At 69.4% G+C, this 21,905-nt stretch carries 22 protein-coding genes; 15 read left to right on the top strand and 7 right to left on the bottom strand.

The annotated features are described in order from the left end of the window. Positions 1-3: 3 nt before the first annotated feature. From sufC to AB0I81_RS53275, 5 genes are all read left to right on the top strand, one after another. A complete protein-coding gene (gene sufC / locus AB0I81_RS53295; RefSeq protein ID WP_360675834.1) occupies positions 4-750 on the top strand; it encodes a Fe-S cluster assembly ATPase SufC in 747 nt (248 codons plus the stop codon). Further along, a complete protein-coding gene (locus AB0I81_RS53290) occupies positions 747-2,003 on the top strand; it encodes a cysteine desulfurase (protein ID WP_360675832.1) in 1,257 nt (418 codons plus the stop codon). Before sufC ends, AB0I81_RS53290 begins: the two co-directional genes overlap by 4 nt. Before the next feature lie 2 nt (positions 2,004-2,005). Then, on the top strand, positions 2,006-2,443 hold the full coding sequence (sufU, locus tag AB0I81_RS53285; RefSeq protein WP_360675830.1) for a Fe-S cluster assembly sulfur transfer protein SufU: 438 nt from the start codon (positions 2,006-2,008) through the stop codon (positions 2,441-2,443). Continuing rightward, positions 2,440-2,799: a metal-sulfur cluster assembly factor gene (locus tag AB0I81_RS53280; RefSeq protein ID WP_360675827.1), complete on the top strand. Its 360-nt coding sequence runs from the start codon at positions 2,440-2,442 to the stop codon at positions 2,797-2,799. The genes sufU and AB0I81_RS53280 overlap by 4 nt, the downstream gene beginning before the upstream one ends. Positions 2,800-3,115: 316 nt before the next feature. Further along, positions 3,116-5,002, top strand: coding sequence for a DEAD/DEAH box helicase (locus AB0I81_RS53275; RefSeq protein WP_360675825.1), 1,887 nt, complete (start codon positions 3,116-3,118; stop codon positions 5,000-5,002). Between the two features lie 375 nt (positions 5,003-5,377). On the opposite strand, the gene AB0I81_RS53270 is transcribed toward AB0I81_RS53275, so the two are convergent. Genes AB0I81_RS53270 through AB0I81_RS53260 form a run of 3 tightly spaced genes read right to left on the bottom strand, consistent with a single transcriptional unit; the run spans position 5,378 to position 8,518 of the window. Continuing rightward, entirely contained in the window at positions 5,378-6,337 is a 960-nt protein-coding gene (locus AB0I81_RS53270) for a carbohydrate ABC transporter permease (protein ID WP_360675823.1), read from the bottom strand. Beyond that, the gene (locus AB0I81_RS53265; protein WP_360675820.1) at positions 6,337-7,245 is read right to left on the bottom strand and encodes a sugar ABC transporter permease; all 909 of its coding nucleotides are present in this window, start codon (positions 7,243-7,245) and stop codon (positions 6,337-6,339) included. The genes AB0I81_RS53270 and AB0I81_RS53265 overlap by 1 nt, the downstream gene beginning before the upstream one ends. A 13-nt stretch (positions 7,246-7,258) precedes the next feature. Then, positions 7,259-8,518 (bottom strand): extracellular solute-binding protein, encoded by a 1,260-nt coding sequence (locus tag AB0I81_RS53260; RefSeq protein WP_360675818.1) that lies wholly within the window; start codon positions 8,516-8,518, stop codon positions 7,259-7,261. Between the two features lie 274 nt (positions 8,519-8,792). On the opposite strand from AB0I81_RS53260, the gene AB0I81_RS53255 reads away from it, so the two are divergent. From AB0I81_RS53255 to AB0I81_RS53245, 3 genes are all read left to right on the top strand, one after another. Further along, positions 8,793-9,056, top strand: a complete 264-nt coding sequence (locus AB0I81_RS53255) for a phosphoribosyl-ATP diphosphatase (RefSeq protein WP_360675815.1) — start codon at positions 8,793-8,795, stop codon at positions 9,054-9,056. A 62-nt stretch (positions 9,057-9,118) separates the two neighbouring features. Beyond that, a complete protein-coding gene (gene hisG, locus AB0I81_RS53250; RefSeq protein WP_360675813.1) occupies positions 9,119-9,964 on the top strand; it encodes an ATP phosphoribosyltransferase in 846 nt (281 codons plus the stop codon). A gap of 43 nt (positions 9,965-10,007) precedes the next feature. Next, the gene (locus AB0I81_RS53245; RefSeq protein WP_360675811.1) at positions 10,008-10,592 is read left to right on the top strand and encodes a carbonic anhydrase; all 585 of its coding nucleotides are present in this window, start codon (positions 10,008-10,010) and stop codon (positions 10,590-10,592) included. A gap of 120 nt (positions 10,593-10,712) precedes the next feature. Here the strand turns inward: AB0I81_RS53245 and AB0I81_RS53240 are convergent, their stop codons facing one another. The 3 genes from AB0I81_RS53240 to AB0I81_RS53230 form a co-directional block, all read right to left on the bottom strand. Beyond that, positions 10,713-11,159, bottom strand: coding sequence for an endonuclease/exonuclease/phosphatase family protein (locus AB0I81_RS53240; RefSeq protein WP_360675809.1), 447 nt, complete (start codon positions 11,157-11,159; stop codon positions 10,713-10,715). Further along, a complete protein-coding gene (locus AB0I81_RS53235; RefSeq protein ID WP_360675807.1) occupies positions 11,156-12,436 on the bottom strand; it encodes an aminotransferase class V-fold PLP-dependent enzyme in 1,281 nt (426 codons plus the stop codon). Before AB0I81_RS53235 ends, AB0I81_RS53240 begins: the two co-directional genes overlap by 4 nt. A gap of 81 nt (positions 12,437-12,517) precedes the next feature. Continuing rightward, on the bottom strand, positions 12,518-13,576 hold the full coding sequence (locus AB0I81_RS53230; protein ID WP_360675805.1) for an EAL domain-containing protein: 1,059 nt from the start codon (positions 13,574-13,576) through the stop codon (positions 12,518-12,520). An 85-nt stretch (positions 13,577-13,661) separates the two neighbouring features. Here AB0I81_RS53230 and AB0I81_RS53225 point away from each other — a divergent pair, with 85 nt between their 5' ends. After that, positions 13,662-14,318 carry an acVLRF1 family peptidyl-tRNA hydrolase gene (locus tag AB0I81_RS53225; RefSeq protein ID WP_360675804.1) on the top strand — a complete coding sequence of 219 codons (657 nt, stop codon included), beginning with the start codon at positions 13,662-13,664 and terminating at the stop codon, positions 14,316-14,318. Positions 14,319-14,481: 163 nt separating this feature from the next. On the opposite strand, the gene AB0I81_RS53220 is transcribed toward AB0I81_RS53225, so the two are convergent. After that, positions 14,482-15,300, bottom strand: coding sequence for an NmrA family NAD(P)-binding protein (locus tag AB0I81_RS53220; protein ID WP_360675802.1), 819 nt, complete (start codon positions 15,298-15,300; stop codon positions 14,482-14,484). An 87-nt stretch (positions 15,301-15,387) separates the two neighbouring features. Here AB0I81_RS53220 and AB0I81_RS53215 point away from each other — a divergent pair, with 87 nt between their 5' ends. The 6 genes from AB0I81_RS53215 to AB0I81_RS53190 all read left to right on the top strand — a co-directional run bounded on the left by AB0I81_RS53215 (position 15,388) and on the right by AB0I81_RS53190 (position 21,904). Beyond that, a complete protein-coding gene (locus AB0I81_RS53215; RefSeq protein ID WP_360675800.1) occupies positions 15,388-15,975 on the top strand; it encodes a TetR/AcrR family transcriptional regulator in 588 nt (195 codons plus the stop codon). Positions 15,976-16,168: 193 nt separating this feature from the next. Continuing rightward, positions 16,169-17,188 (top strand): LacI family DNA-binding transcriptional regulator, encoded by a 1,020-nt coding sequence (locus AB0I81_RS53210; RefSeq protein WP_360675798.1) that lies wholly within the window; start codon positions 16,169-16,171, stop codon positions 17,186-17,188. A 711-nt stretch (positions 17,189-17,899) separates the two neighbouring features. Then, a complete protein-coding gene (locus tag AB0I81_RS53205; RefSeq protein ID WP_360675797.1) occupies positions 17,900-18,556 on the top strand; it encodes a DUF1961 family protein in 657 nt (218 codons plus the stop codon). Positions 18,557-18,679: 123 nt separating this feature from the next. Beyond that, a complete protein-coding gene (locus AB0I81_RS53200; RefSeq protein WP_360675795.1) occupies positions 18,680-19,309 on the top strand; it encodes a DUF624 domain-containing protein in 630 nt (209 codons plus the stop codon). Positions 19,310-19,428: 119 nt separating this feature from the next. Next, on the top strand, positions 19,429-20,862 hold the full coding sequence (locus AB0I81_RS53195; RefSeq protein WP_360675792.1) for an extracellular solute-binding protein: 1,434 nt from the start codon (positions 19,429-19,431) through the stop codon (positions 20,860-20,862). Positions 20,863-20,926: 64 nt separating this feature from the next. Continuing rightward, complete coding sequence (locus tag AB0I81_RS53190; protein ID WP_360675790.1) at positions 20,927-21,904, top strand: ABC transporter permease subunit; 978 nt, start codon at positions 20,927-20,929, stop codon at positions 21,902-21,904. Position 21,905 lies beyond the last annotated feature (1 nt).

The following is a 21,905-nucleotide window of genomic DNA, read 5'->3' as shown; positions in this document are numbered from 1 at the left end:
CACATGTCCACCCTTGAGATTCGTGACCTCCAGGTCGCCGTCGCGGACAAGGAAATCCTGCGCGGCGTCAACCTGACCGTGAAGTCCGGCCAGACCCACGCCATCATGGGGCCGAACGGCTCGGGCAAGTCCACGCTCGCCTACGCGATCGCCGGTCACCCCAAATACACGATCACCGGCGGCCAGGTGCTGCTCGACGGCGTTGACCTGCTGGAGCTGTCCGTCGATGAGCGGGCCCGCGCCGGCCTGTTCCTGGCGATGCAGTACCCGGTCGAGGTCCCCGGCGTGTCGGTCTCGAACTTCCTGCGCTCGGCCGTCACCGCCGTCCGCGGCGAGGCGCCCAAGCTGCGCGAGTTCGCCAAGGACCTCAAGGGCGGCATGGACGCCCTGGCCATCGACCCGGCCTTCGCCCAGCGCAACCTGAACGAGGGTTTCTCCGGCGGCGAGAAGAAGCGCCACGAGATCCTCCAGATGGAGCTGCTCAAGCCGAAGATCGCGGTGCTCGACGAGACCGACTCCGGCCTCGACGTGGACGCGCTGCGCGTGGTGTCGGAGGGCATCAACCGCTTCCGCGCCACCGGCGAGACCGGCGTGCTGCTGATCACGCACTACACCCGCATCCTGCGGTACGTGAAGCCGGACTTCGTGCACGTGTTCGCGGCCGGCCGGATCGTCGAGGAAGGCGGCCCGGAACTGGCCGAGAAGCTCGAGGCCGAGGGCTACGAGCAGTACACGAAGGCGTCTGCATGACTCTAAACAGCTTCGATGTGGAGAAGATCAGGAAGGATTTCCCGATCTTCTCCCGCGAGCTGCCCGACGGGCGTCCGCTCGTCTATCTCGACTCGGGCAACTCCTCACAGAAGCCCAACCAGGTCATCGAGGTCATGCGCGAGCACCTGGCGCTGCACTACAGCAACGTCGGGCGCGCCATGCACGTGCTCGGCGCGGAGTCGACCGACGCCTACGAGAACGCCCGCGACAAGATCGCGGGCTTCGTCGGGGCGCCGTCGCGCGATGAGGTGATCTTCACCAAGAACGCCTCCGAGGCGCTCAACCTCATCGCCTACTCCTTCGGCAACCCGGGCAACACCGACCCGCGCTTCACGCTCGGCCCCGGCGACGAGATCGTCATCTCCGAGATGGAGCACCACTCCAACATCGTGCCCTGGCAGATGCTCGCGCAGCGCACCGGCGCGAGCCTGAAGTGGTTCGGCGTCACCGACGACGGGCGGCTCGACTACGACCCTGCCGTGATCACCGAGCGGACGAAGATCGTCTCGATCGCCCACCAGTCCAACGTCCTGGGCACCGTCAATCCGGTGGTCGCGATCGCCCAGCGGGCGCACGAGGTGGGCGCGCTGATCGTGCTCGACGCCTCCCAGTCCGTGCCGCACCACCCGGTCGCCGTCACCGAGCTGGGCGCCGACTTCGTGGCCTTCACCGGCCACAAGATGGTCGGCCCCTCCGGCATCGGCGTGTTGTGGGGACGGGCCGAGCTGCTGGAGGCCATGCCTCCGTTCCTCGGCGGCGGCGAGATGATCGAGGCGGTCTGGATGGACCGCTCGACGTACGCGCCGATCCCGCACAAGTTCGAGGCGGGCACGCCGCCGATCGTCGAGGCCATCGGGCTCGGCGCGGCGGTCGACTACCTCACCGAGGTCGGCATGGACGCCATCGAGGCGCACGAGCGCACGCTGACGGCCCACGCGCTGGAGGCGTTGCGGGAGGTGCCGTCGCTGCGCGTCATCGGGCCCGATACGCTGGAGCAGCGCGGGGGCACGGTGTCGTTCACGCTGGAGGGCATCCACCCGCACGACGTCGGGCAGATCCTCGACGACCAGTTCGGCGTCGCCGTACGCGTGGGGCACCATTGCGCGCGCCCGCTGCACCTGCGCTTCGGAATACCCGCGACCACGCGGGCGTCGTTCTACCTGTACAACACCACGGGCGAGATCGATGCCCTGGTGCGCGGCCTGCATCACGTCCAGAAGGTGTTCGCATAGCCATGATCGGCGAGTCGATGTACCAGGAGCTGATCCTGGAACACTACAAGCACCCGCAGGGGCGGGGGCTGCGTGAGCCGTACGACGCCGAGGTTCACCACGTGAACCCGACGTGCGGCGACGAGATCACGCTCAGGGTCAAGGTGGGCGAGGCCGGCAAGGTCCTCGACGTCTCCTACGAGGGACAGGGCTGTTCGATCAGCCAGGCCGCCGCCTCCGTGCTGCACGAGCTGACCACCGGCTCCACGGTGGACGAGACGCTCTCGGTCGTCGACGAGTTCACCCGGCTGATGCAGGGCAGGGGCAAGGTCGAGGCCGACGAGGAGGTCCTCGGCGACGCGGTCGCGTTCGCGGGCGTGGCCAAGTTCCCGGCGCGCGTCAAGTGCGCGCTGCTTTCGTGGATGGCCTACAAGGACGCTGTGGTGAGGAGTGCCCAATGAGCAAGCCAACGGAGACCCCGACCGGTTTCGACGGTGAGGCGAGTGCCGAAGAGGTCATGGAGGCGCTCAAGGACGTCGTCGACCCCGAACTCGGCATCAACGTCGTCGACCTGGGCCTGATCTACGGGCTCAACCTTGACCCGTCCGACGGCGGGCAGCCGGTGGCCACCATCGACATGACGCTGACCAGCGCGGCCTGCCCGCTGACCGACGTCATCGAGGACCAGGCCCACTCGGCGCTGGAGGGCATGGTCTCCGATGTGAAGATCAACTGGGTCTGGCTGCCGCCGTGGGGCCCCGACAAGATCACGGACGAGGGGCGCGAGCAGCTGCGTATGCTAGGCTTCAACGTCTGATCTTTGCTGCTGTCACGGCTGACGTAAGCGTCGGCCGTTGCAGTGTGCGTGCCACGGGTGGGTTTCGGAAAGTCCGGACCCATCGCGGGGAATATCCGATACCATCCCCGGCGTTGGCAAAGAGGTACACCTGACGTCTCATCGCGCGTCTCGCATCGCCTGCGGCCGGTGCACCCGGTGTGTTCCCCTCATCTTCATCCCGCCCCCATGACGGCGGGTGCCCTTGAACCTTGTACGGCTCCGCGCCGTACGTCCCGGCTCGTCCTTTCGCAGAAGTGACGCGCCACTTCGACGGAAAGGCACGACTTTCGTGACCATGCTTGACGCTGTCATGCCCTCGCTCGGTGAGACCTCCGAGCCGGGCCCGTCCGAGTTCGAGCTGCTGGGCCTGCCCAAGCCGCTCGTGAACGGACTGGCCAAGCTGGGCTTCGACAGCCCGTTCCCGATTCAGAGCGCGACCATTCCCGACGTGCTCGCGGGTAACGACGTTCTCGGCCGTGGCCAGACCGGATCGGGCAAGACGCTCGCCTTCGGCCTGCCCACCATGGCCCGCATCGCCGGCGTGAAGCCCACTCCCGGGCACCCGCGCGCGATGATCCTCGTTCCCACCCGTGAGCTCGCCCTGCAGGTGCACGACGCCCTCGAACCCCTCGGACGCGGTCTCGGCCTGCGCATGAAGGTCGTCGTCGGCGGCATGTCCATGGGCAAGCAGATCGAGGCGCTGCGCCGTGGCGTGGACGTCGTGATCGCCACCCCCGGCCGGCTCGGCGACCTGATCAGACAGGGCGAGTGCTCGCTCGCCGACGTCGAGGTCAGCGTCCTTGACGAGGCCGACCACATGTGTGACCTCGGCTTCTTCCCCGTCGTCACCGAACTGCTCGCGCAGACCCAGCCCGGCGGGCAGCGGCTGCTGTTCTCGGCCACGCTCGACGGCGACGTCGACAAGCTGGTGCGGCGCTTCCTGAAGGACCCGATCACCCACTCCGTGGCCCCGGCCACCTCGCCGGTGGACACCATGGAGCATCACGTGATGCAGGTGTCGCGCGACGACAAGTTCGACGTCACGGCCGAGATCGCCAACCGCGAGGGCCGTACGATCATCTTCGTCCGCACCCAGCACGGCGTGGACCGGCTGTGCAAGCAGCTGGCCAGGGTCGGCGTGAAGTCGGGCGGCCTGCACGGCGGCAAGCGCCAGAACCAGCGCACCCGCATCCTGGGAGAGTTCCGCGAGGGCTCCGTCAACGTGCTGGTCTGCACCGACGTCGCGGCGCGCGGCATCCACGTGGACAACATCAGCCTGGTGCTGCACGTTGACCCGCCGCAGGACCACAAGAGCTACCTGCACCGCGGTGGCCGTACCGCCCGCGCGGGTGAGAAGGGCACCGTCGTCACGCTGGTGCTGCCCAACGAGCGCCGCTCGACCGACCAGCTCACCCGCCGCGCCGGGATCCACCCGTTCCGCCTGAAGGCCACCCCGGGTCACCCCAGGGTCGCCGAGGTGACCGGGGCCCGCGCGCCGAGCGGCGAGCCCATCCCCGTGTGGGAGCCGGACGTCCGCAAGCCGCTGCGCCCGCGCCGCGAGGGCGGCACGGCCGAGCGGCGCGGCGGACGCCGCAACCGGCGTGGCTTCGAGGGCGAGCGCCGTCCGCCGCGCAGGCACGAGGACGGCGAGCGCACCTTCGGCACGGGTGACGACCGTCGCCCGCGCAGGGACTTCGACGGCGACCGGCGTCCGCGCCGGCACGAGGACGGCGACCGGCCGTTCGGCTCCGCCTCCGGTGAGGACCGCCGTCCGCGCCGGCACGAGGACGGGGACCGCCCGTTCGGGTCGGGCGAGGACCGTCGGCCGCGCAGGCACGGCGACGGTGAGCGGCCGTTCGGGCGCTCGCAGGAGCCGCGCACGTTCGGCGACGACCGCCGCCGTGACGACCGTGGCCGTGGCGGCTACCGTTCCGACGACCGCCCGGCCCGCCAGGACGACCGCGGACAGCGTGGGGGCGGCTTCCGCTCCGACGACCGTGGACCGCGTTTCGGCGCCGGGTCCGACCGTGGCCGTCCGTTCTCGGCCGACCGTGACCGTGGCTTCCGCTCCGACGACCGCGCGCCCCGCGACGGCTACCGCTCCGGCGGCGGGCGTTCCGACGAGCGCGGCGGCAACGGCGGCTACCGCGGCAACAACTCGGGCCGCCGCTACGAGCGCTGACCTGACATTCGCTGCCCGCCGCACCACAAGGTGCGGCGGGCAGCGCCGTTTCCGCCCTCAAGGTGAACCCTCGCGCCGATATGAGGGCGGAAACGGGTCTCGGAGAATTACTCCAACGCCGGGGTGAACCGGCGATATCCGTAGCCCGCGCGGCGCGCCGCTTTCCCACAACACCACGGCTGGGCTCGGGCATACGGCCTGTGGCCCGCATTTCCTGGGAATTGCCGGGAGCGCCGCGAATGCGGAAAACGCCTCTCCGTCAACACCAGGTCTCCAAGGTCGGCGCAGAGGTTTTTCCGCGTCCGGGGTAAATGATTGACTTCCCGGAAACATAGATCAGCCGGGCAGCCCGGTCAAGAACGCAAATGCCGATTCTCAGCCTTTCAGGCCGCTCAACGCGATGCCGCGGGTGAAGTACCGCTGGAAGACCAGGAAGAAGACGATCGTCGGGACTGACGCCAGCAGTCCGCCCGCCATGATCGCGCCCTGGTGGTCGGGCCCGCCGTAATAGGAGTTGAGCCGCGCCAATGCGACGGGCAGATTCGCCATCTCGTCGCTCTGCACGATGATGAGCGGCCAGAGGAAATTGTTCCATTCGGCGAGCACGATGAAGATGGACATCGCGGCGAGCGCCGGCCGCAGCAGCGGTAGCACGATCCGCCACCAGATCCGCCACTCCCCGGCGCCGTCCACCCTGGCCGCCTGGATCAGCTCATTCGGCAGCGACTGCAGGAACTGCACCAGGAAGAACAGCACGAACGCCTTGGCCAGCGCCGGGACGATGTAGGCGGTGTAGCTGTCCAGCCAGCCCAGGTTCCGCATGACGATGTAGTTCGGGATCAGCGTGGTCTGCCAGGGCACCATCATCGAGGCGATGATCATCAGGAAGATGACCCTGCGGCCCCTGATGTCGTGCTTGGCGATCACGTACGCGGCCAGCGAGCAGATGAGCAGCGCCCCGACGGTGATGGTCGTGGTGATCAGGAGGCTGTTGAACAGGAACCGCCAGAATCCGAAGTCCACCTGGAAACGCTGGAAGATGCCCTGCAGATGGCCGGGATTGACGCGCTCGGGCGACCATTCCGCGTCGTAGAAGTTGGCCACGGTGGGTGACTGCGGCACGAACGACGGAGGCGTCCTGGCCAGTTCGGCGGGCGGCTTGAACACCGTGATGAGCAGCCAGTAGAACGGCACCAGCATGGTCAGCGACAGCAGGTAGAACGGCAGGCGCAGCAGGTGCCCGTTGAGCCGCGACCGCCCACGGGCCGCGGGGGGCGGCCCGGGACGTGAGGAGCCGGGCGCGTCGGTGATCGTGTCCGGCGGCGCGACGGCCATCACAACTCCTTGGTCGCGCGGCCCAGGCGCAGGTTGACGAGGCTGAGCACGAAGATGACCAGGAAGAGCACCCAGGCGATGGCCGAGGCGTAGCCCAGCCTGAAGTGGGTGAACCCCTGGTCGTACAGGTAGGGGACGATCATCAGGCCGGAGTCGAGCACGCCGCCGACGTTGTTGGTGGCCCTGAAGACGATGTAGACCGCCTCGAACACCTGGAACGCGCCGATCAGGCCGGTCACCACCACGTACGTGGTGACGGGCCGCAGCAGCGGCAGCGTGATGTGCCGGAACCGCTGCCAGGCCGAGGCGCCGTCGATCTCGGCCGCGTCGTAGTACTCCTGCGGGATCGAGCCGAGCCCGGCGACGTACAGCACCATGCCGTAGCCCATGCCGCCCCACACCGACATGAGCACCAGGATCGGGATCGTCAGCCCCGGCGTGGCCAGCCAGGGGACCGCCGCACCGCCGAACCAGCTCACGATCGTGTTGGCCAGGCCCACGTCGCTGGGGAACAGCACCCACTTCCACATCAGCATGAGCGCGATGGAGGAGGTCACGGACGGCAGGAAGAACACGGTGCGCATGATGCGGTGCGCCCAGCCCGTACCGTCGAAGGCCAGCGCCAGGCCCAGCGACAGCAGGGTGCCGAGCAGGACCGAGGCCAGCACGTACACGGCGGTGTTGCCCAGCGCGTGGCGGAACCTGGTGTCCTGCGCCAGTTGCGCGAAGTTGTCCAGGCCGATGAAGGCGGCCGGGTTGATGCCGTCGAACGCCGTGAAACTCAGGTAGAGGGAGTTGGCCAGCGGCCAGATCAGGAACGCCGCGAACAACGCGAGAAAGGGCAGCAACATCGCGTACGAGGTGCCGTAGCGACGCAACCGGCTGCGTAGGGGCACGGGATGGGCCATCTCGGAGCTCCAGCTAGCCGGCGTTGCGTTCCATGACTTTGGCGGCCTCGCTCAGCGCGGTCCTGATGTCCGCCTTGCCGAGGATGGCCGACTGGAGCTGTTTGGAGACGTCCGGCGCGCTCTCGTCCCAGCCGGGACAGCCCGGCGCGGCCTTGCCGGTCTTGAACGCCCGCTCGAACACCTGGGCCTGCTCCGGCGTGAAGGAGGAGGAGTCCACCACCTTGTCGGGCCGCGGCGGGATGTAGGGCAGGTTCCGGTTCCTGGCCTCGGCCACGATGGCGGCGATGGCCTCATCGCTGTACATGAACTTGACGAAGTCCGCGCCCGTCTCGACGTGCTTGCTGAAGGAGGTCACGCCGATCGCCCGGCCGCCGATGAACGTGGTCGGCCCGGCGGGGCCCGCGGGCAGCGTGGTCATCGCCCACTTGCCCTTCAGCTTCGGCTTGTTGCTGTCGATGCCCTTGGCGATCCAGTTGCCCCCGACGACCATCGCGGTGCCGGTGTCCAGCGCGTCGGACGCCTCCGCGATGGCGGTGGGCGCGCCGTGCTCGCGGTAGAGGTCCACCCAGTACTTCAGCGCCCGCTCGGCCTGCGGGGTGTCGAGCGAGGGCTTGCAGTCGGGCGTGTAGAACGTGCCGCCCGCCTGGTAGAGGTAGTTGAAGTAGCCGATCCAGTCGAGGTTGCCCCAGTCCTGGCTGTAGGGCTTCTTGACCCCGGCCTCCTTGAGTTTGCCGATGGCCGCGGTCAGTTCCTCCCACGTCTTGGGCGGGGCGTCGAGACCGGCCTGGTCCAGCAGGTCGGTGCGGTAGTAGAGGGCGAGGGTCGACATGTCCAGCGGCACCCCGTACACCGAGCCGTCGGGGGAGATGGCCGACTCCCACTGGGCGGGCTGGGCCTGCGCCTTGAGCGAGTCCAGCCCGCGCGTGCGCAGGTCGACCATGGCGCCCCTGGCGCCGAACTGGATGGTCCAGGTCATGCCGCCGGAGATGACGTCGGGGCCGCTGCGGCTGGTGGCCGCGGCCAGCAGTTTGGCGTAGGCGTCGTCCCACGACAGGGTCTGCACCTTGACCGTCACGTTCGGATGCCTCTGGTGGTAGAGGTCGGCCGCCTTCTGGAAGATCGCCGTCTCGTCGTCGCCGCCGGTGGACCAGAAGGTCAGGGTCTCGGGAGCGTTCCTGTCCGCCTGCTGGGCCGGCGCCTGGCCGCCCGTGACGCAGGCCGAGGTCAGGAACGCGAGCAGGACCGTGGCGCCCGCCGCCGTCGTTCGTCGCATGAATGGCCGTCCGATCTGTCGCCGCCGCTTGTGTGGATCTCAGCACTTAAACGGGTAAGTGACAAGCTCGGACCATGTAAGTTTCACGACCTCCCAGCGTGTACGGCCCTGATCTGGATATTTCCTGGTTTGGCACGATGCACGGATGCGAGGGTGACTTTTACGGTTCAGGGGCGGTCTGCCGAAACCGTCTCGCGTGGCGGACACCGGGCGGCCTCATCCCGTGACGCAGACTAGGCTTAGCAGGCACGTCAAACGACCGACGAGAGAGACCATGAAGACCTTCGAAGAGCTGTTCGCCGAGCTGTCGCAGAAGGCCACGACCAGGCCCGCGGGCTCGGGCACCGTGGCCGCGCTGGACGCCGGCGTCCATGCCATCGGCAAGAAGGTCGTCGAGGAGGCCGCCGAGAGCTGGATGGCGGCCGAATACGAGTCAGACGACAGGACCGCGGAAGAGATCTCCCAACTCCTCTACCACGTGCAGGTGCTCATGATCGCCAAGGGCATCGGCCTCGACCAGGTCTACAAGCATCTCTAGGGCGCCGGGCGCGCCCGTCACCAGGAGACAGCGGAAGCGAGACACGAGGTAAGGACCTGATCATGCTGCGTCTGGCAGTACCCAACAAGGGCTCTCTCAGCGAGGCCGCCCAGAACATACTCAAGGAAGCCGGCTACCGTTCGCGCAGGGACAGCAAGGAGCTCGTCGTCGTCGACGAGTCCAACGGCTGCGAGCTGTTCTTCCTGCGCCCCCGCGACATCGCCGTCTACGTCGGGGAGGGCACCCTCGACGTGGGCATCACCGGCAGGGACATGCTGATCGACTCCGGCGCGCCGGTCGAGGAGATCATGCCGCTCGGCTTCGGCGCCTCCACCTTCCGGCTGGCCGCCGCGGCCGGCTCGATGTCGTCCGTCGCCGACCTCAACGGCCGCCGCGTCGCCACCTCCTACGCGGGGCTGCTCGACAAATACCTGTCCGACCAGGGCGTGGACGCCCGCGTGATCAAGCTGGACGGAGCCGTCGAGACGGCCATCAGGCTCGGCGTGGCCGACGCGGTGGCCGACGTCGTCGAGACCGGCACCACGCTGCGCAACGTCGGCCTGGAGGTGTTCGGCGAGCCGATCATGAAGTCGGAGGGCGTGCTGATCAAGCGGCAGAGCGCTCCCGACTCGCCGGGCGTCGGCCAGCTCGTACGCCGTTTCCAGGGCGTCGTGCACGCCCGCGACTTCGTCATGATGGACTACGACATCCGCGCCGAGCGCATCGAGGAGGCCATCGCCCTCACGCCCGGCATGGAGGGCCCCACGGTCTCGCCGCTGCACCGCGAGGGCTGGGTGGCGGTACGCGCCATGGTCCGGCGCAAGGGCCACCAGCAGGTGATGGACCAGCTCTGGGACATCGGCGCAAGAGCCATTCTGGTCACCGACATCTACGCCTGCCGTATATGAGATATGCCCGCTAGGTCATCTGATCGGCGGGCATATCGGAACCGTGCGTAACGAAGCCGTCGCTTGGCGTGGTTCCGCCGGGCACATCTGGTCCTTACTCGTGCAGGGCAACCGGCGCTGGGCGGCGGGTAAATCCCACCGCCCGCACCAGGACCCGCGACGCAGGAAACAGCTCGCCGGGGGCCAGTCGCCGCCCGCGGTGGTGCTGTCGTGCATCGACTCCAGGGTGCCGCCCGAGGTCGTCTTCGACGTCGGCCTCGGCGACCTGCTGGTCGTCCGTACCGCCGCCCACACGCTCGACTCCCTCGTCACCGCCGCCGTCCAGTACGGTCCCCAGGACCTGCGCGCCAGCCTCGTCGTCGTCTTGGGGCACCAGCGCTGCGGCGCGGTCACGGCGGCCGCACGGGCCTTACGCCGGCGCGTGACCCTGCCGGGCGAACTGCCCTCCATCGTCGAGGCGCTGCAGCCCGCCTACGACACCGCCGGCGGCCGGGTCGAGCCCATGGTCCGCGCCCACATCCGGCAGACCGTCTCGCACCTGAGAGCCGACCGTCTCCTCTACGGCAGCGCCACCGTGATCGGCGCCTACTACAGCCTGGACACCGGGCTGGTGAGCCGCGTGATCTGACAGACGTCACCGCCAGGAGCGGTGGGAACGCACCGCCGCCGGCCATGGCGTTCCCTTGATGAACGGCATCGCCTTCGACCACGTCGGCAAGAACCGCGGCAACGTGCTCGGCTTCTGAGGTCAGTAGCGCAGTTCCGCCAGCACCGCGTAGTGGTCGGAGGCGGGGTCGGGGCCGTCGCCCACCACCTCGCAACGCACCGGATGCCCCGCGCCGCCCGCCTTCGGCCAGGCGCTGAGCACGTAGTCGAAGCGCCGGTCCGGATACAGGCCGGGCCGCGCCCACGGGTTGGCGTTGCCCCACGTGTGGCCGGGGCCGCCGTCGCCGGCCACCTCCCACGCGTCGTAGAAGACCAGCCCGGGGGCGGCGGGCGCGCTGCGGCCGGTCAGCATGCGCAGCCTCTGGCCGGCCTGCTCCTGCAGGGCCACCACGTCGGGCGACAACTCGCCGACCAGCTTCTCGATCCGGCCTGAGCGCTCGGCGTACGGGCCGTACTCGCCCCACACGTTCCAGGTCAGCACGCGCACACGGGTCTCGATCAGCGGCCCGTAAGGCTCGTCCCAGTTCATCGCAGCCCTTCAACCGCCTTGATCGCCTGATCCACCTGCTCCGGGTTCGTCACGATACTGGTGCCGAAGCGCAGCAGCGAGGGGTTGTACGGCGTCACGCTCGTGACCACCTTCTGCCCGTGCAGCCGCCCCACCGCCTCGGCCGGCTGCATGCCCGCCACCGAGCAGCACACCAGCCCCGCCGACAACTCGGGCGAGCGCGGCGTCGCCAGCCTGACGTGCGGCATCCCGGCCAGGCCGTCCTTCAACCTGGTGGCCAGCTCCTGGGTGCGGCCCCGCACCCGGTCCTTGCCGATCGCCGACATGAACGCGAACGCCTGCGGCATCGCCCACCTGTGCTCGAACGCCTTGTAGCCCCCGGGAGTGACCAGCTCCGCCGTGTTCGGGCCGGGTGTGCCGCCGTTGTGCCAGGCGGCGAAGGCGGCCTGGCTGAAGCTGGGCACGATCGGGGCCACCGCGTCCCAGGCCCGGCCCCACACGATGCCGGTGCCACGCGGCCCGAACAACCACTTGTGCGTGCCGCTGGCCAGGAAGTCGCAGCCCAGGTCCGCCACCCCGTCGGCCATCGCGCCGAAACCGTGCACCCCGTCCACGCACAGCAGCGCCCGGTCGTGCTCGGCGCGGCCCCTGTTCGCCTCGGCCAGCACGTCGGCGATGGCGCGGATCGGCACGCGCACGCCGGTGCTCGAATGCACCCACGTGAGCGCCACCACCCGGGTACGCGGGCCGAGCCCCTCCTTGACCGCCGCCACCATGCGGTCGGCCGAGGCGCCGGCCGGGTCGTCGTACAGCCTGACCCTGCGCACCTTCGCGCCCGTGCGCGCGGCCAGCAGGCGCAGGCCCTCGTGGGTGGCCAGGAAGTCGTGCTCGGTGGTCAGCACGTCCTGGCCGGGTCGCAGGACCAGGCCGGAGTAGAGCAGGCCCAGGCCCATCGTGGTGCTGTCGGTCAGCGCGATCGCGCCCGGCTCCGCGCCCAGGTAGCGGGCGGCGGCCTCGCGTACCGTCTGGTCGGGGGAGCCGCCGCCGGCCGGGGTGTACTCGGGGTCGGCGTCGAGGCCGTCGCGGTGCGCCCTGATCGCCTCACGGACCGGGGCGGGCGCGGGGGCCAGCACGAACGCCGCGAACTGGGCGTAGGCGGGGTCGAGGGCGAACTGGGCCCGTACGGAGGTCCAGTCGTACGGTGCGAAGGCCGCGTTCTTCGGCGCGGGGGTGTCGGCGGTGCACGCGGCCACCCCGGTCAGCAGCCCGGCGCCGAGCAGGGCCCGTCTGTTCAGCATGCCTGCTTCTTACCCGCGCGGAACCCGCTGCCCCAGGTTCTGAGAGGGTGGCCCCGCTCCTGTGTGTGGTGGCCCGGTGGGTCAGGTTCTGAGGGCTGTGACCTGGCGGATCAGGTCGGAGACGCGGACGATGCCCAGGCAGCGGTTCAGCTCGTCGGTGACCACCAGGTCGTCGTAGACGCGGCCCGAGTCGCGGCCGGCCGCCTGCATGGCGGCGATCGCCGGGGTCGTGCGTGGCACCGTACGCGGCGGGTCGGCCAGGCGCTGGGCCGGTTTGGAGCCGTGCAGGGCATGGCCGTAGCGGGCCGCGAACGACAACAGGAACCTGCCGCGGTCCAGGCTGCCCTTCGGCCGCTGGAACTCATCGACCAGGATCACACTGGTGATCGTCGGCTCGTGCCCGAACGCCGCCACCACCTCCTCGGCCTTCGCCTCCGCCGGCAGCGTCACGGCCGGGAGCAGCAGTTCCTGCACCCGGGGGCCGAGCATGATCGAGTCGGGCGGCTCGTCCTCGATCGGCAGCGGCACCCGTACCTTGCCGTCGGGACCCGGCGCGAGCAGCGGGCCGTGCGCGAGCCGCACGCCCAGGCCGCGCACCACCGCCACCTGCGCCTCGCGCTCCACGCCCGGCGCCATCACGTGCGCGCCGATGCCGCGCGCCAGCGTCGTCACCGCCCGCGCCACCGCGGCCGCCCGGTGGTCGCCCGGGATACGCGAGACCACGTCGAGGCCGAGGGCCAGCAGGTACGGCGCGGAGTCGGTGACCAGGTCCAGGCTCGCGCCCGAGGCGCCCACGTCGGAGAACCCGATCAGGTAGCCGATCGTGCGCAGGCCGTCGATGCCCACCTTGAGCAGCGCCCTGTCCTGCTCGTGGCACGGTCCAGTGAGCAGCACGATGGCCTCGCGCGGATGCCTGCCCGCCCGTCTCAGCGCCTCGTGCAGGGGAGCCAGCGCGCCGGCGCCCGACAGCACCACCCGTACCGGCAGTTCGAGCACCATGGGCAACGGCGCGGCCCTGAGTGTGCCGGTGGGGTCCACGACGGCGGGGTGCGCGATGACGGCCCCGGTGTCGAGGTCCACTAGGGGACTGGTGAGCAGGGAGGACACGTACAGATGCTGCTCCAGTCGCAACCGCCGCATAAGCCCCCTGAACCAAAATTTACCGACATTTCCACTTTGGTTCCCGCCCCATGCGTCTGGGGAGGCTTCCGCTAACCTTCGGGGCATGAGCGCGCGTCCGGCGAAGGGTGGCGGCCGGTGGGTCACGGTGCCGCCGGAGCGCCTGAACCCGTGGATCGACGGATTCGCCGCACGGCACGGCCCCTTCACCGCCACGGGGGATCGGCAGGTCGTGCGGCTGGTGGCCGCCGACGGGGCGCTGGCGGAGCTGCGGGTCCCGTTCCCGCCGATGATGCCGCCCGGCCCGCCGCACGTCGCCAGGTTCGTCACGCACGCGGGCGCCGCACGGAGAGTCGGGGTCTTCCTGGTACGCCTCGGCGGGTACGCCGCCGGGGTCTTCCACGGCACCGAACTGGTGGCGTCCAAGGTGGGCTCGCGGCTGGTCCAGGGACGTACGGCGGCGGGCGGCTGGTCGCAGCAGCGCTTCGCCAGGCGGCGCAGGAACCAGGCCGCCCAGGCGTACGACGACGCGGTGGAGACGGTGGTCCGGGTGGTGATGCCACACCTGGCCGCGCTGGACGCGGTGGTCTTCGGCGGGGATCGCAGGGCGGTGGAGGCCCTGCGGCCCGACCGCCGGCTGGAGCCGCTGCTGGTGCTGGAGCGCGAGCCGTTCCTCGTGGTGCCCGATCCCCGGCTGGCGGTCCTGCGCGACACCCCCGCCCTGTTCAGGGCCGTACGCATCCGCGTGGTCGATCCGGAGTGACGTGCGTGGGCTCAGGTGAAGGCGTCCTTCCGGAGTGACGTGCGTGGGCTCAGGTGAAGGCGTCCTTCCGGAGTGACGTGCGTGGGCTCAGGTGAAGGCGTCCTTCCGGACTGACGTGCGTGGGCTCAGGTGAAGGCGTCCCTCGGGACTGACGTGCGTGGGCTCAGATGAAGGCGTTCTGGTGGTCGGCGAGGAAGGCCGACAGGGGGCGGGGCGGGCGGCCGGCCAGGTCCTGGACCGTCGTCGTGGTCGGTGCCCAGCGCCCGTCGCCGGTCTCGGACATCAGCCGGGCCAGGTCGCCGGCGTGCGGCTGGGGGATGCCCTGCCGTTCCAGGTGGGCGGTCATCTCGGGGACGGGCAGGTTCACATAGCGGACCGGGCGGCCGATGGACCTGCCGACCTCCTCGGCGATCCGGTCGTGCGACAGGGACTCGGGGCCGGTGAGCACGTGGTCGCGGTTCTGGCCGATCTCGCCGGTCAGCAGGGTCGCGGCCACCTCGGCGATGTCGCGGGTGTCGATGTAGTTGACGGGCGCGGTGCCGTACGAGCCGTACATGACGCCGTCGCGGAAGTCGCGCGGCAGGTTCTGCATGAAGCCGCTCGGCTGGAGGATGGCCCACGGGACGCCCGATTCGCGCAGGTGGGCGTCGATGAGGCCGTGCATGCCCATACCGAGCCTGGCGCCGGGGGCGGCGTCGCGTACGGAGATGGCGACGATCTGCGCGACGCAGGCATTGGCGGCCAGGTCGATGATCGCGCGCTGGGCCTCGACGACGCCGGGCCACAGGCCGCTGTTGAGGAAGAGCCGGTCGCCGGGGGACAGCAGCCGGCCGATGGTCCCGGGCTCGTCGAAGTCGGCCAGGGCGTACGGGCGGCCGAGGTCGTCGGCGGGGCGGCGGACGGCGGCGAGGACGTCGTGCCCGCGCAACCGCTCGACGAGGGCCCGGCCGATGGTGCCGGTGGCGCCGGTTATCACGATCATGGGAACCTCCAGCTAAGTGGAATCTCAGATTCCGGTTGCTTGGACGGTACACTAAGCGGAATCGAATCGTCCATTTAGGGGTGGCGGGTGCGCGCGGATGCCAGGCGGAACCTGAACAAGATCGTCGAGGCCGCCGCCGAGGTCGTGGCGGAGCGGGGCGTGGGCGCGCCCATGGAGGCCATCGCCAGGCGCGCCGGCGTCGGCATCGGCACGCTCTACCGCCGCTTCCCCGACCGCAACGCCCTGATCGCGGCCGTCGGCGATCACTACATCCACACCATGGCGCAGGCGCTGGACACCGCCGCCGGCAGCGCCGCCGACGCCTGGAGCGCCATCTGGGACTTCGTCTCCTGGGTCGCCGAGCCCGGCCGCGCCGCGCTGTCCACCGCGCTGGCCGAGGTGCCGGAGGAGGCGCTCGTGGACCGGGCCGAGTTCGCGCGGGTGCGGGCGCAGTGGGTCGGGCGGTTCGACGCGCTCGTACGCCGGGCACAGGAGGAGGGCTCGATGCGGCCGGACGTTGGCGTGCAGGACCTCATCCACCTGCTGAACGTCTTCACCTGCCACCCCGAGGACCTGCCCGCGCCGGTGGCCGCGGACCCGGGGCGATACCTGCGGCTGATGCTCGACGGCATGAAGTCCGGCGCCGCCACGCCGTCTCCCGGCTCCGGAGCGTGACCATCCCGAGTCTTTGAGACGATTCAAAAGAATCTTGAATGCCGCTATGATGAGCCGAAGCTCTCGGCGGACCGCGTTTCGGCGATCCGCCGTACGCAGCGGGTCCTGCGCTTTTCCGGTGTGTGCCGCGCTCCAGCGGGGCGCTCCGACCTGCGCATTCCCCCCTTTCAGCAGCACGGCCTCGTGAGGATCGATGGCGACCAGGAACATCAAGGAGGTCGCGCAGCTCGCGCGCGTCTCAGTGGGCACGGTGAGCAATGTCCTCAACCGGCCGGAGATCGTGGCCCCCGCCACACGCGAGCGCGTTTTTGAAGCGATTAAAAAGCTGGGCTTCGTCCGCAACGAGGTGGCCCGCCACCTGCGGGTGGGCCGCAGCAGAACGGTCGGGCTCGTCGTGCTCGACGTGTCCAACCCGTTCTTCGTGGACGTGGCACAGGGCGCGGAGGCCGTGGCCGACGACCACGACTCGATGGTGGTGCTCTGCAACAGCGCCGGCGACCCCGGCCGCGAGCGCCGCCACCTCGACCAGCTCGAACAGCAGCGGGTGATGGGGATACTGATCACCCCGGTCGAGATGGAGACCCCCTGGCTGGAGGAACTGGTCGCCAGGGGCACCCCCGTCGTGCTGGTCGACAGCCCGGCGACCGGGCTGCAGTGCTCGGTGGCCGTCGATGACCGGCTGGGCGGGCAGATCGCCGGCGCTCACCTCATTGAACGCGGGCACCGGCGGATCATGTTCGTCGGCGGGCCGTCGTCCATCAAGCAGGTGGCCGACCGGCACGCGGGCGTGACCAGCGCCGTCGCCGCCGCGGACGGCGCCGTCGAACTGCTCGTCTCCACCTCGCCCACGCTGACCGTGGCCGAGGGGCGGGCGATCGGGGAGCGCGTGGCGGCCCTGCCCGCCGCCGAACGCCCGACCGCCGCCTTCTGCGCCAACGACATGATGGCCCTGGGCTTCTTACAGGCGATGGCCTCGCACGGGCTGCGGGTGCCCGAGGACCTGGCCATCATCGGGTACGACGACATCGACTTCGCCGCGGCGGCGGCCGTTCCCCTGTCCTCCATCCGGCAGCCCCGCGAACTGCTCGGGCGCACTGCCATCGACCTGTTGCTTGAGGAAGTGGCCGAGCCTGAACAACACCGGCACCGCCAGGTCATCTTCCAGCCTGACCTGGTGATCCGCGAGTCCAGCGCGCTGCGCCGCGAGCTCTGAACCCGGCACGCCAGCGGCTTTGAGCCGCACCCTGCCCAGCGGGCGGCCGGCCCCGGCTGTGGCCCCCGGCCTCGGCTACGGCCCCCAGCCCTCCGCCCTCGCCCCGGCCCCGACCCTGGGTGCGGCCCCCGGCTGCGGCTCTGCTGCGGTGCACGTGCCTTGTGTTGGCGTGCCTTTCCGCGCGCTCTGCTGGCGGCCGTGGCTGTTGCGCCGGGCTCGTCCGTTCGCCGCCTCGCCGACGCGGCGCCGGGGGAGAGGTCAGCGAGTGAGGTGCGGTGTCCGCGTTGGCTGCGTCGCGGTGCCTGCGGGCGCGTGGCCGTCCGAGCGCGTGGCCGTCCGGGCGCGTGGCCGTCCGAGGGCCTGGCCGTGCGGGCGCGTGGTCGTGCGGGGCGTGCTCGCCGGGCGCGTGCTCACAGGGCATGCCCGCTGGTCGGGCCGTCGGGCGCGTCGTTGCTGGAGGCGATGCCCGCGCGTCCGTACCGGGCGTACGGCTGTGGCGAGGCCAGGCGTCTTGTGCCGGGCATGCGGCTGTGGCGAAGCCAGGCGTCTTGTGCCGGGCATGCGGCTGTGGCGAAGCCAGATGTCTTGTGCCGGGCGGTCGCAGAGGCGTCGGCGGTGGGCGCGTTCTTGTGTCATCCCGGGTGTGCCCTCCAGAATCCCTGTGACCAGCACTTTCCCCCACGCCGCGAGCCCCAGAAGGAGCCGAGCAAAGTGACCGAGCTCTACCGCAACCCCCTCGCCACCCCCGAAGACCTGACCGGTTTCCGCATGGAGGGAGACGGGGCCATGTCCTTCCCCCAGGGACGCCTCAGGCTGGAGAGTCTGCGGCCGCCGTCCGACGGGCAGGCGGCCAACCTGGTGTTGTGGTGCCCGGAGGAGTTCCCCGCCGACGTGCGGATCGAGTGGGACTTCTGGCCGGTCAGGGAGCCGGGACTGGCGATCATGTTCTTCCACGCCAGGGGCCGCGACGGGGAGGATCTTTTCGATGCCGCCCTGAATCATCGCGACGGCCCCTACGAGCAGTACCACCACGGCGACATCAACGCCTACCACGTGTCCTATTTCCGCCGCATGTGGCCCTCAGAACGCGCGCTGCACACCTGCAACCTGCGCAAAAGCCACGGCTTCCACCTGGTCGCGCAGGGCGCCGACCCGCTGCCGGGCGTGCTGGACGCCGACGGGCCCTATACGATCCGGCTGGACGTCAAGGCGGGCGCGGTGAGCTTCTCAATCAACGATTTGGTCTCGTTCCGCTGGCAGGACGACGGCTCGATCGGCGGACCCGCCCTGGCAGGAGGCAAGATCGGCTTCCGGCAGATGGCGCCGCTGATCGGAGAGTACGGAAATCTCCGGGTATCTCGTCATTGACTTTGAGTCGATTCAACACTAATTTCGCACCAACCGCCGTTCACCGGCCTGTAACTGGTCAGGAACCGCGGTGCAACACCTCACCCCCGTAATCCGTGCACATGCCACGAAAGGTGGTGCCGGATGGACCACCCCGCCATGTCCCTCAGGTTTCAAGCTGCCTGCTCAGAGCTCATCTGGGTGGTCCGCCTGAACCTGATCTGGCTCGTCTTCACCCTCGCCGGAGGCGTGATCCTCGGGCTGGGACCCGCCACCGTAGCCGCCTACACCCTGGCTCGGCGGCATGCCCGAAATGAAACGTTTCAGGCTTGGAGTGAATTCTGGACCGTCTACCGACGGGAGTTCGTCCGGGCCTCGTTGCTGGTCGTGCCGGCGGCGCTGGTCGCCACCGTGCTGGTCGGCAACTACCTTTACTTCTCCGCCCTGGGGCCCGGCCTCGGAGTGCCGCGAATCGCTAGCTTCGTGGCGCTCATCGCACTGGCGGGTGTGGGGGCGCACGTAGGGCCGCTCTACGCGCACTACGACCTGCCGCTGCGGGCCTACTGGCCCAAGGCGGTCCAGTTGGCGCTGCTGCGTCCGGCCTCGACCGTGATCCTGCTGCTAGCGCTCACGGCCATCGTCTTCGCGACCTCGGCGATGCCCATCCTGGCGCCGTTGATCAGCTTCGGCGCCTGGATCTATCTCAACACGTGGCTCTGCCAGCGCTTCTTCCAGGAGAACGAGGCGCGTCTGCTTTCGAAAGGGAACTCATGAGCGCATCCCGTCGCCGGCGGCTTCTTGCCGGTGTGTTAACGCTAACGGCTGCTCTCACCGCCTCGGCCTGCTCCGGCGGCGGCGACGCGTCTCAGTCCGATCCGAACACGATCACGTTCATGGCCAAGCTGTTCGGCACCGCGCCCGAGCCCACCGGCGAGATGCAGCAGACCATCGAGAAGTTCCTCGGCAAGAAGATCAAGGTCACCTGGGTCCCCAACGCCGAGTACACCGAGAAGATGAACGTCACGCTGGCCTCGGACAGCATCCCGCAGGTCGTGGTCGTGGACCCGAAGATGCCCGCGTTCGTGAAGGCCGCGCAGGCCGGGGCGTTCTGGGACCTGACCGACAAGCTGGACAAGTACCCGAACCTCAAGCCGGCGGACGAGCGGACCGCGCTCAACGCCTCCATCAACGGCAAGATCTACGGCCTGTACCGGATGCGGCCCCTGCTGCGCTCGGCGGTCGTCATCCGCAAGGACTGGCTGAAGAAGCTCGGCCTTGAGGAGCCGAAGACGGTCGACGACTTCTACAACGTCGCCAAGGCGTTCACCGAGAAGGACCCGGACGGCAACGGCAAGAAGGACACCTACGGCCTGCTCATCCCGAAGTGGCCGGGCAACTACGCCAGCGCCAGCCCGTACGACGTGATCGAGACCTGGTTCGGCGCCCCGACCGGCTGGGGCGAGCGGAACGGCAAGGTCGTGCCCGGCTTCGACACGCCCGAGTTCGTCGAGGCCAACAAGTGGCTCAAGAAGATGATGGACGAGGGCCTGATCAACCCCGACTACGCCACCTTCGACACCGCCAAGTGGAACGAGCCGTTCTTCCACGGCCGCGGCGGCATGATCATCGACGTCAACATCCGTTCCCGCCAGGTGCTCGACCTGTTCAGGGAGAACGGTGACAAGGACTACGGCGACAAGGTCACCATGGTCGGCAACATGGCGCTCGCCGAGGGCAAGAAGTTCTCCTACCCCTTCACCGGCTACGCCGACCAGCTGGCCATCTCCAAGCAGAGCGTGCGGACCGACGCCGAGCTGGACAACGTGCTGAAGACGCTGGACAAGCTGGCCACCAAGGAGGGCCAGGTCCTGCTGCAGAACGGCATCGAGGGCCGTAACTTCAAGGTCGAGAACGGCGACACCGCCGCGCTGATCAACGAGGACGACCCCGCCGTCAAGGTCGTCCAGGACAACGTGGACGACGCGTTCACGCAGCTCAGCACCAAGGGCACGATGGACATCGGCGGCATCGCCTACCAGCGCGTCCCGTCGGGCCAGCCGTACCGGGACATCCTGGCCCTGCAGAAGAAGCTGGTCGAGGAGGACCTCAAGACGGCGGTGCACAACGTGGCCCTGCCGGTGGCGCCGCCCACGGCGATCGAGCGGGGCGCGCAGATCGACACGATCATCTCCGACGCCCGGATCAAGTTCCTGTCGGGCGCGATCGACGAGGCGGGGCTCAAGGCCGAGATCAAGCGCTGGTACGACGGCGGCGGCACGCAGATCGCCGCCGAGGTCAACGACCTGCTCGCCAAGCTGCCCAAGTAGTTCACGACCCCCCGCATGAGGGGCCCGGGCACCTTCCGGGCCCCTCATCTGAAAGGAGGCCGCTGTGGCCACCGACCTGGCGACGCCTCCAGCGAAGGCGGCGCCCAAGGCGAAGCGGCGCAGGGCCGACAAGGTGCCGCTGCGCACCGCGCTGCTGCGCTACCGCTGGCTCTACCTGATGCTCCTGCCGGGCCTCGTCTACTTCGCGCTCTTCAAGTACCTGCCGATGTACGGCGTGACCATCGCCTTCCAGGACTTCCTGCCCTTCCTCGGCTACTCGGGCAGCCCGTGGGTCGGCTTCAAGCACTTCGAGCAGCTCTTCTCCGGCCCCGACTTCGGCCGGCTGATGGCCAACACGCTGATCCTGGCGGCGCTGCACATCCTGTTCGTCTTCACCGCGCCGGTCATCGTCGCGCTGATGCTGAACGAGCTGCGGCTCAACATTCTCAAGCGCTCGATCCAGTCGCTGATCTACATCCCGCACTTCCTGTCGTGGACGATCGTCGCGTCGCTGACGTACGTGTTGTTCGCGGCCGACTTCGGCGTGATCGCCGGCTGGATGCGCGACCTGCTGGGCGACACCGCGAAGATCGACTACATGGCGCAGGAGCAGTGGTTCCGCCAGCTGATCATCCTGCAGCAGCTCTGGAAGATGACGGGCTGGGGCACGATCATCTACCTGGCCGCGCTGGCCGGCGTGGACCCCAACCTGTACGAGGCCGCCCGCATGGACGGCGCCGGCCGCTTCCGCCAGCTCTGGCACGTCACGCTGCCCGCGATCGCCCCGACGGTCGTCGTCATGGCGATCCTCGCCTCCGGCAACCTGCTGGACACCGGCTTCGAGCAGATCTGGCTGATGACCACCTCACTGAACCGCGAGGTCGCCGAGGTGTTCGACACCTACGTCTACTACTCCGGCATCCAGAACGGGAACCTCAGCTACTCCACCGCCGTCGGCCTGTTCAAGGGCGTGGTGGGCGTCATCCTGATCTTCGGCTCCAACTGGCTGGCCAAGCGCCTCGGCCAGCGGGGCCTGTTCTAAA

The organism is Nonomuraea sp. NPDC050404 (assembly GCF_040655495.1).
Classification (GTDB): domain Bacteria; phylum Actinomycetota; class Actinomycetes; order Streptosporangiales; family Streptosporangiaceae; genus Nonomuraea.
The sequence above is the reverse complement of the archived record's forward strand: the minus strand, read 5'-3'. Positions and strand labels throughout refer to the sequence as shown.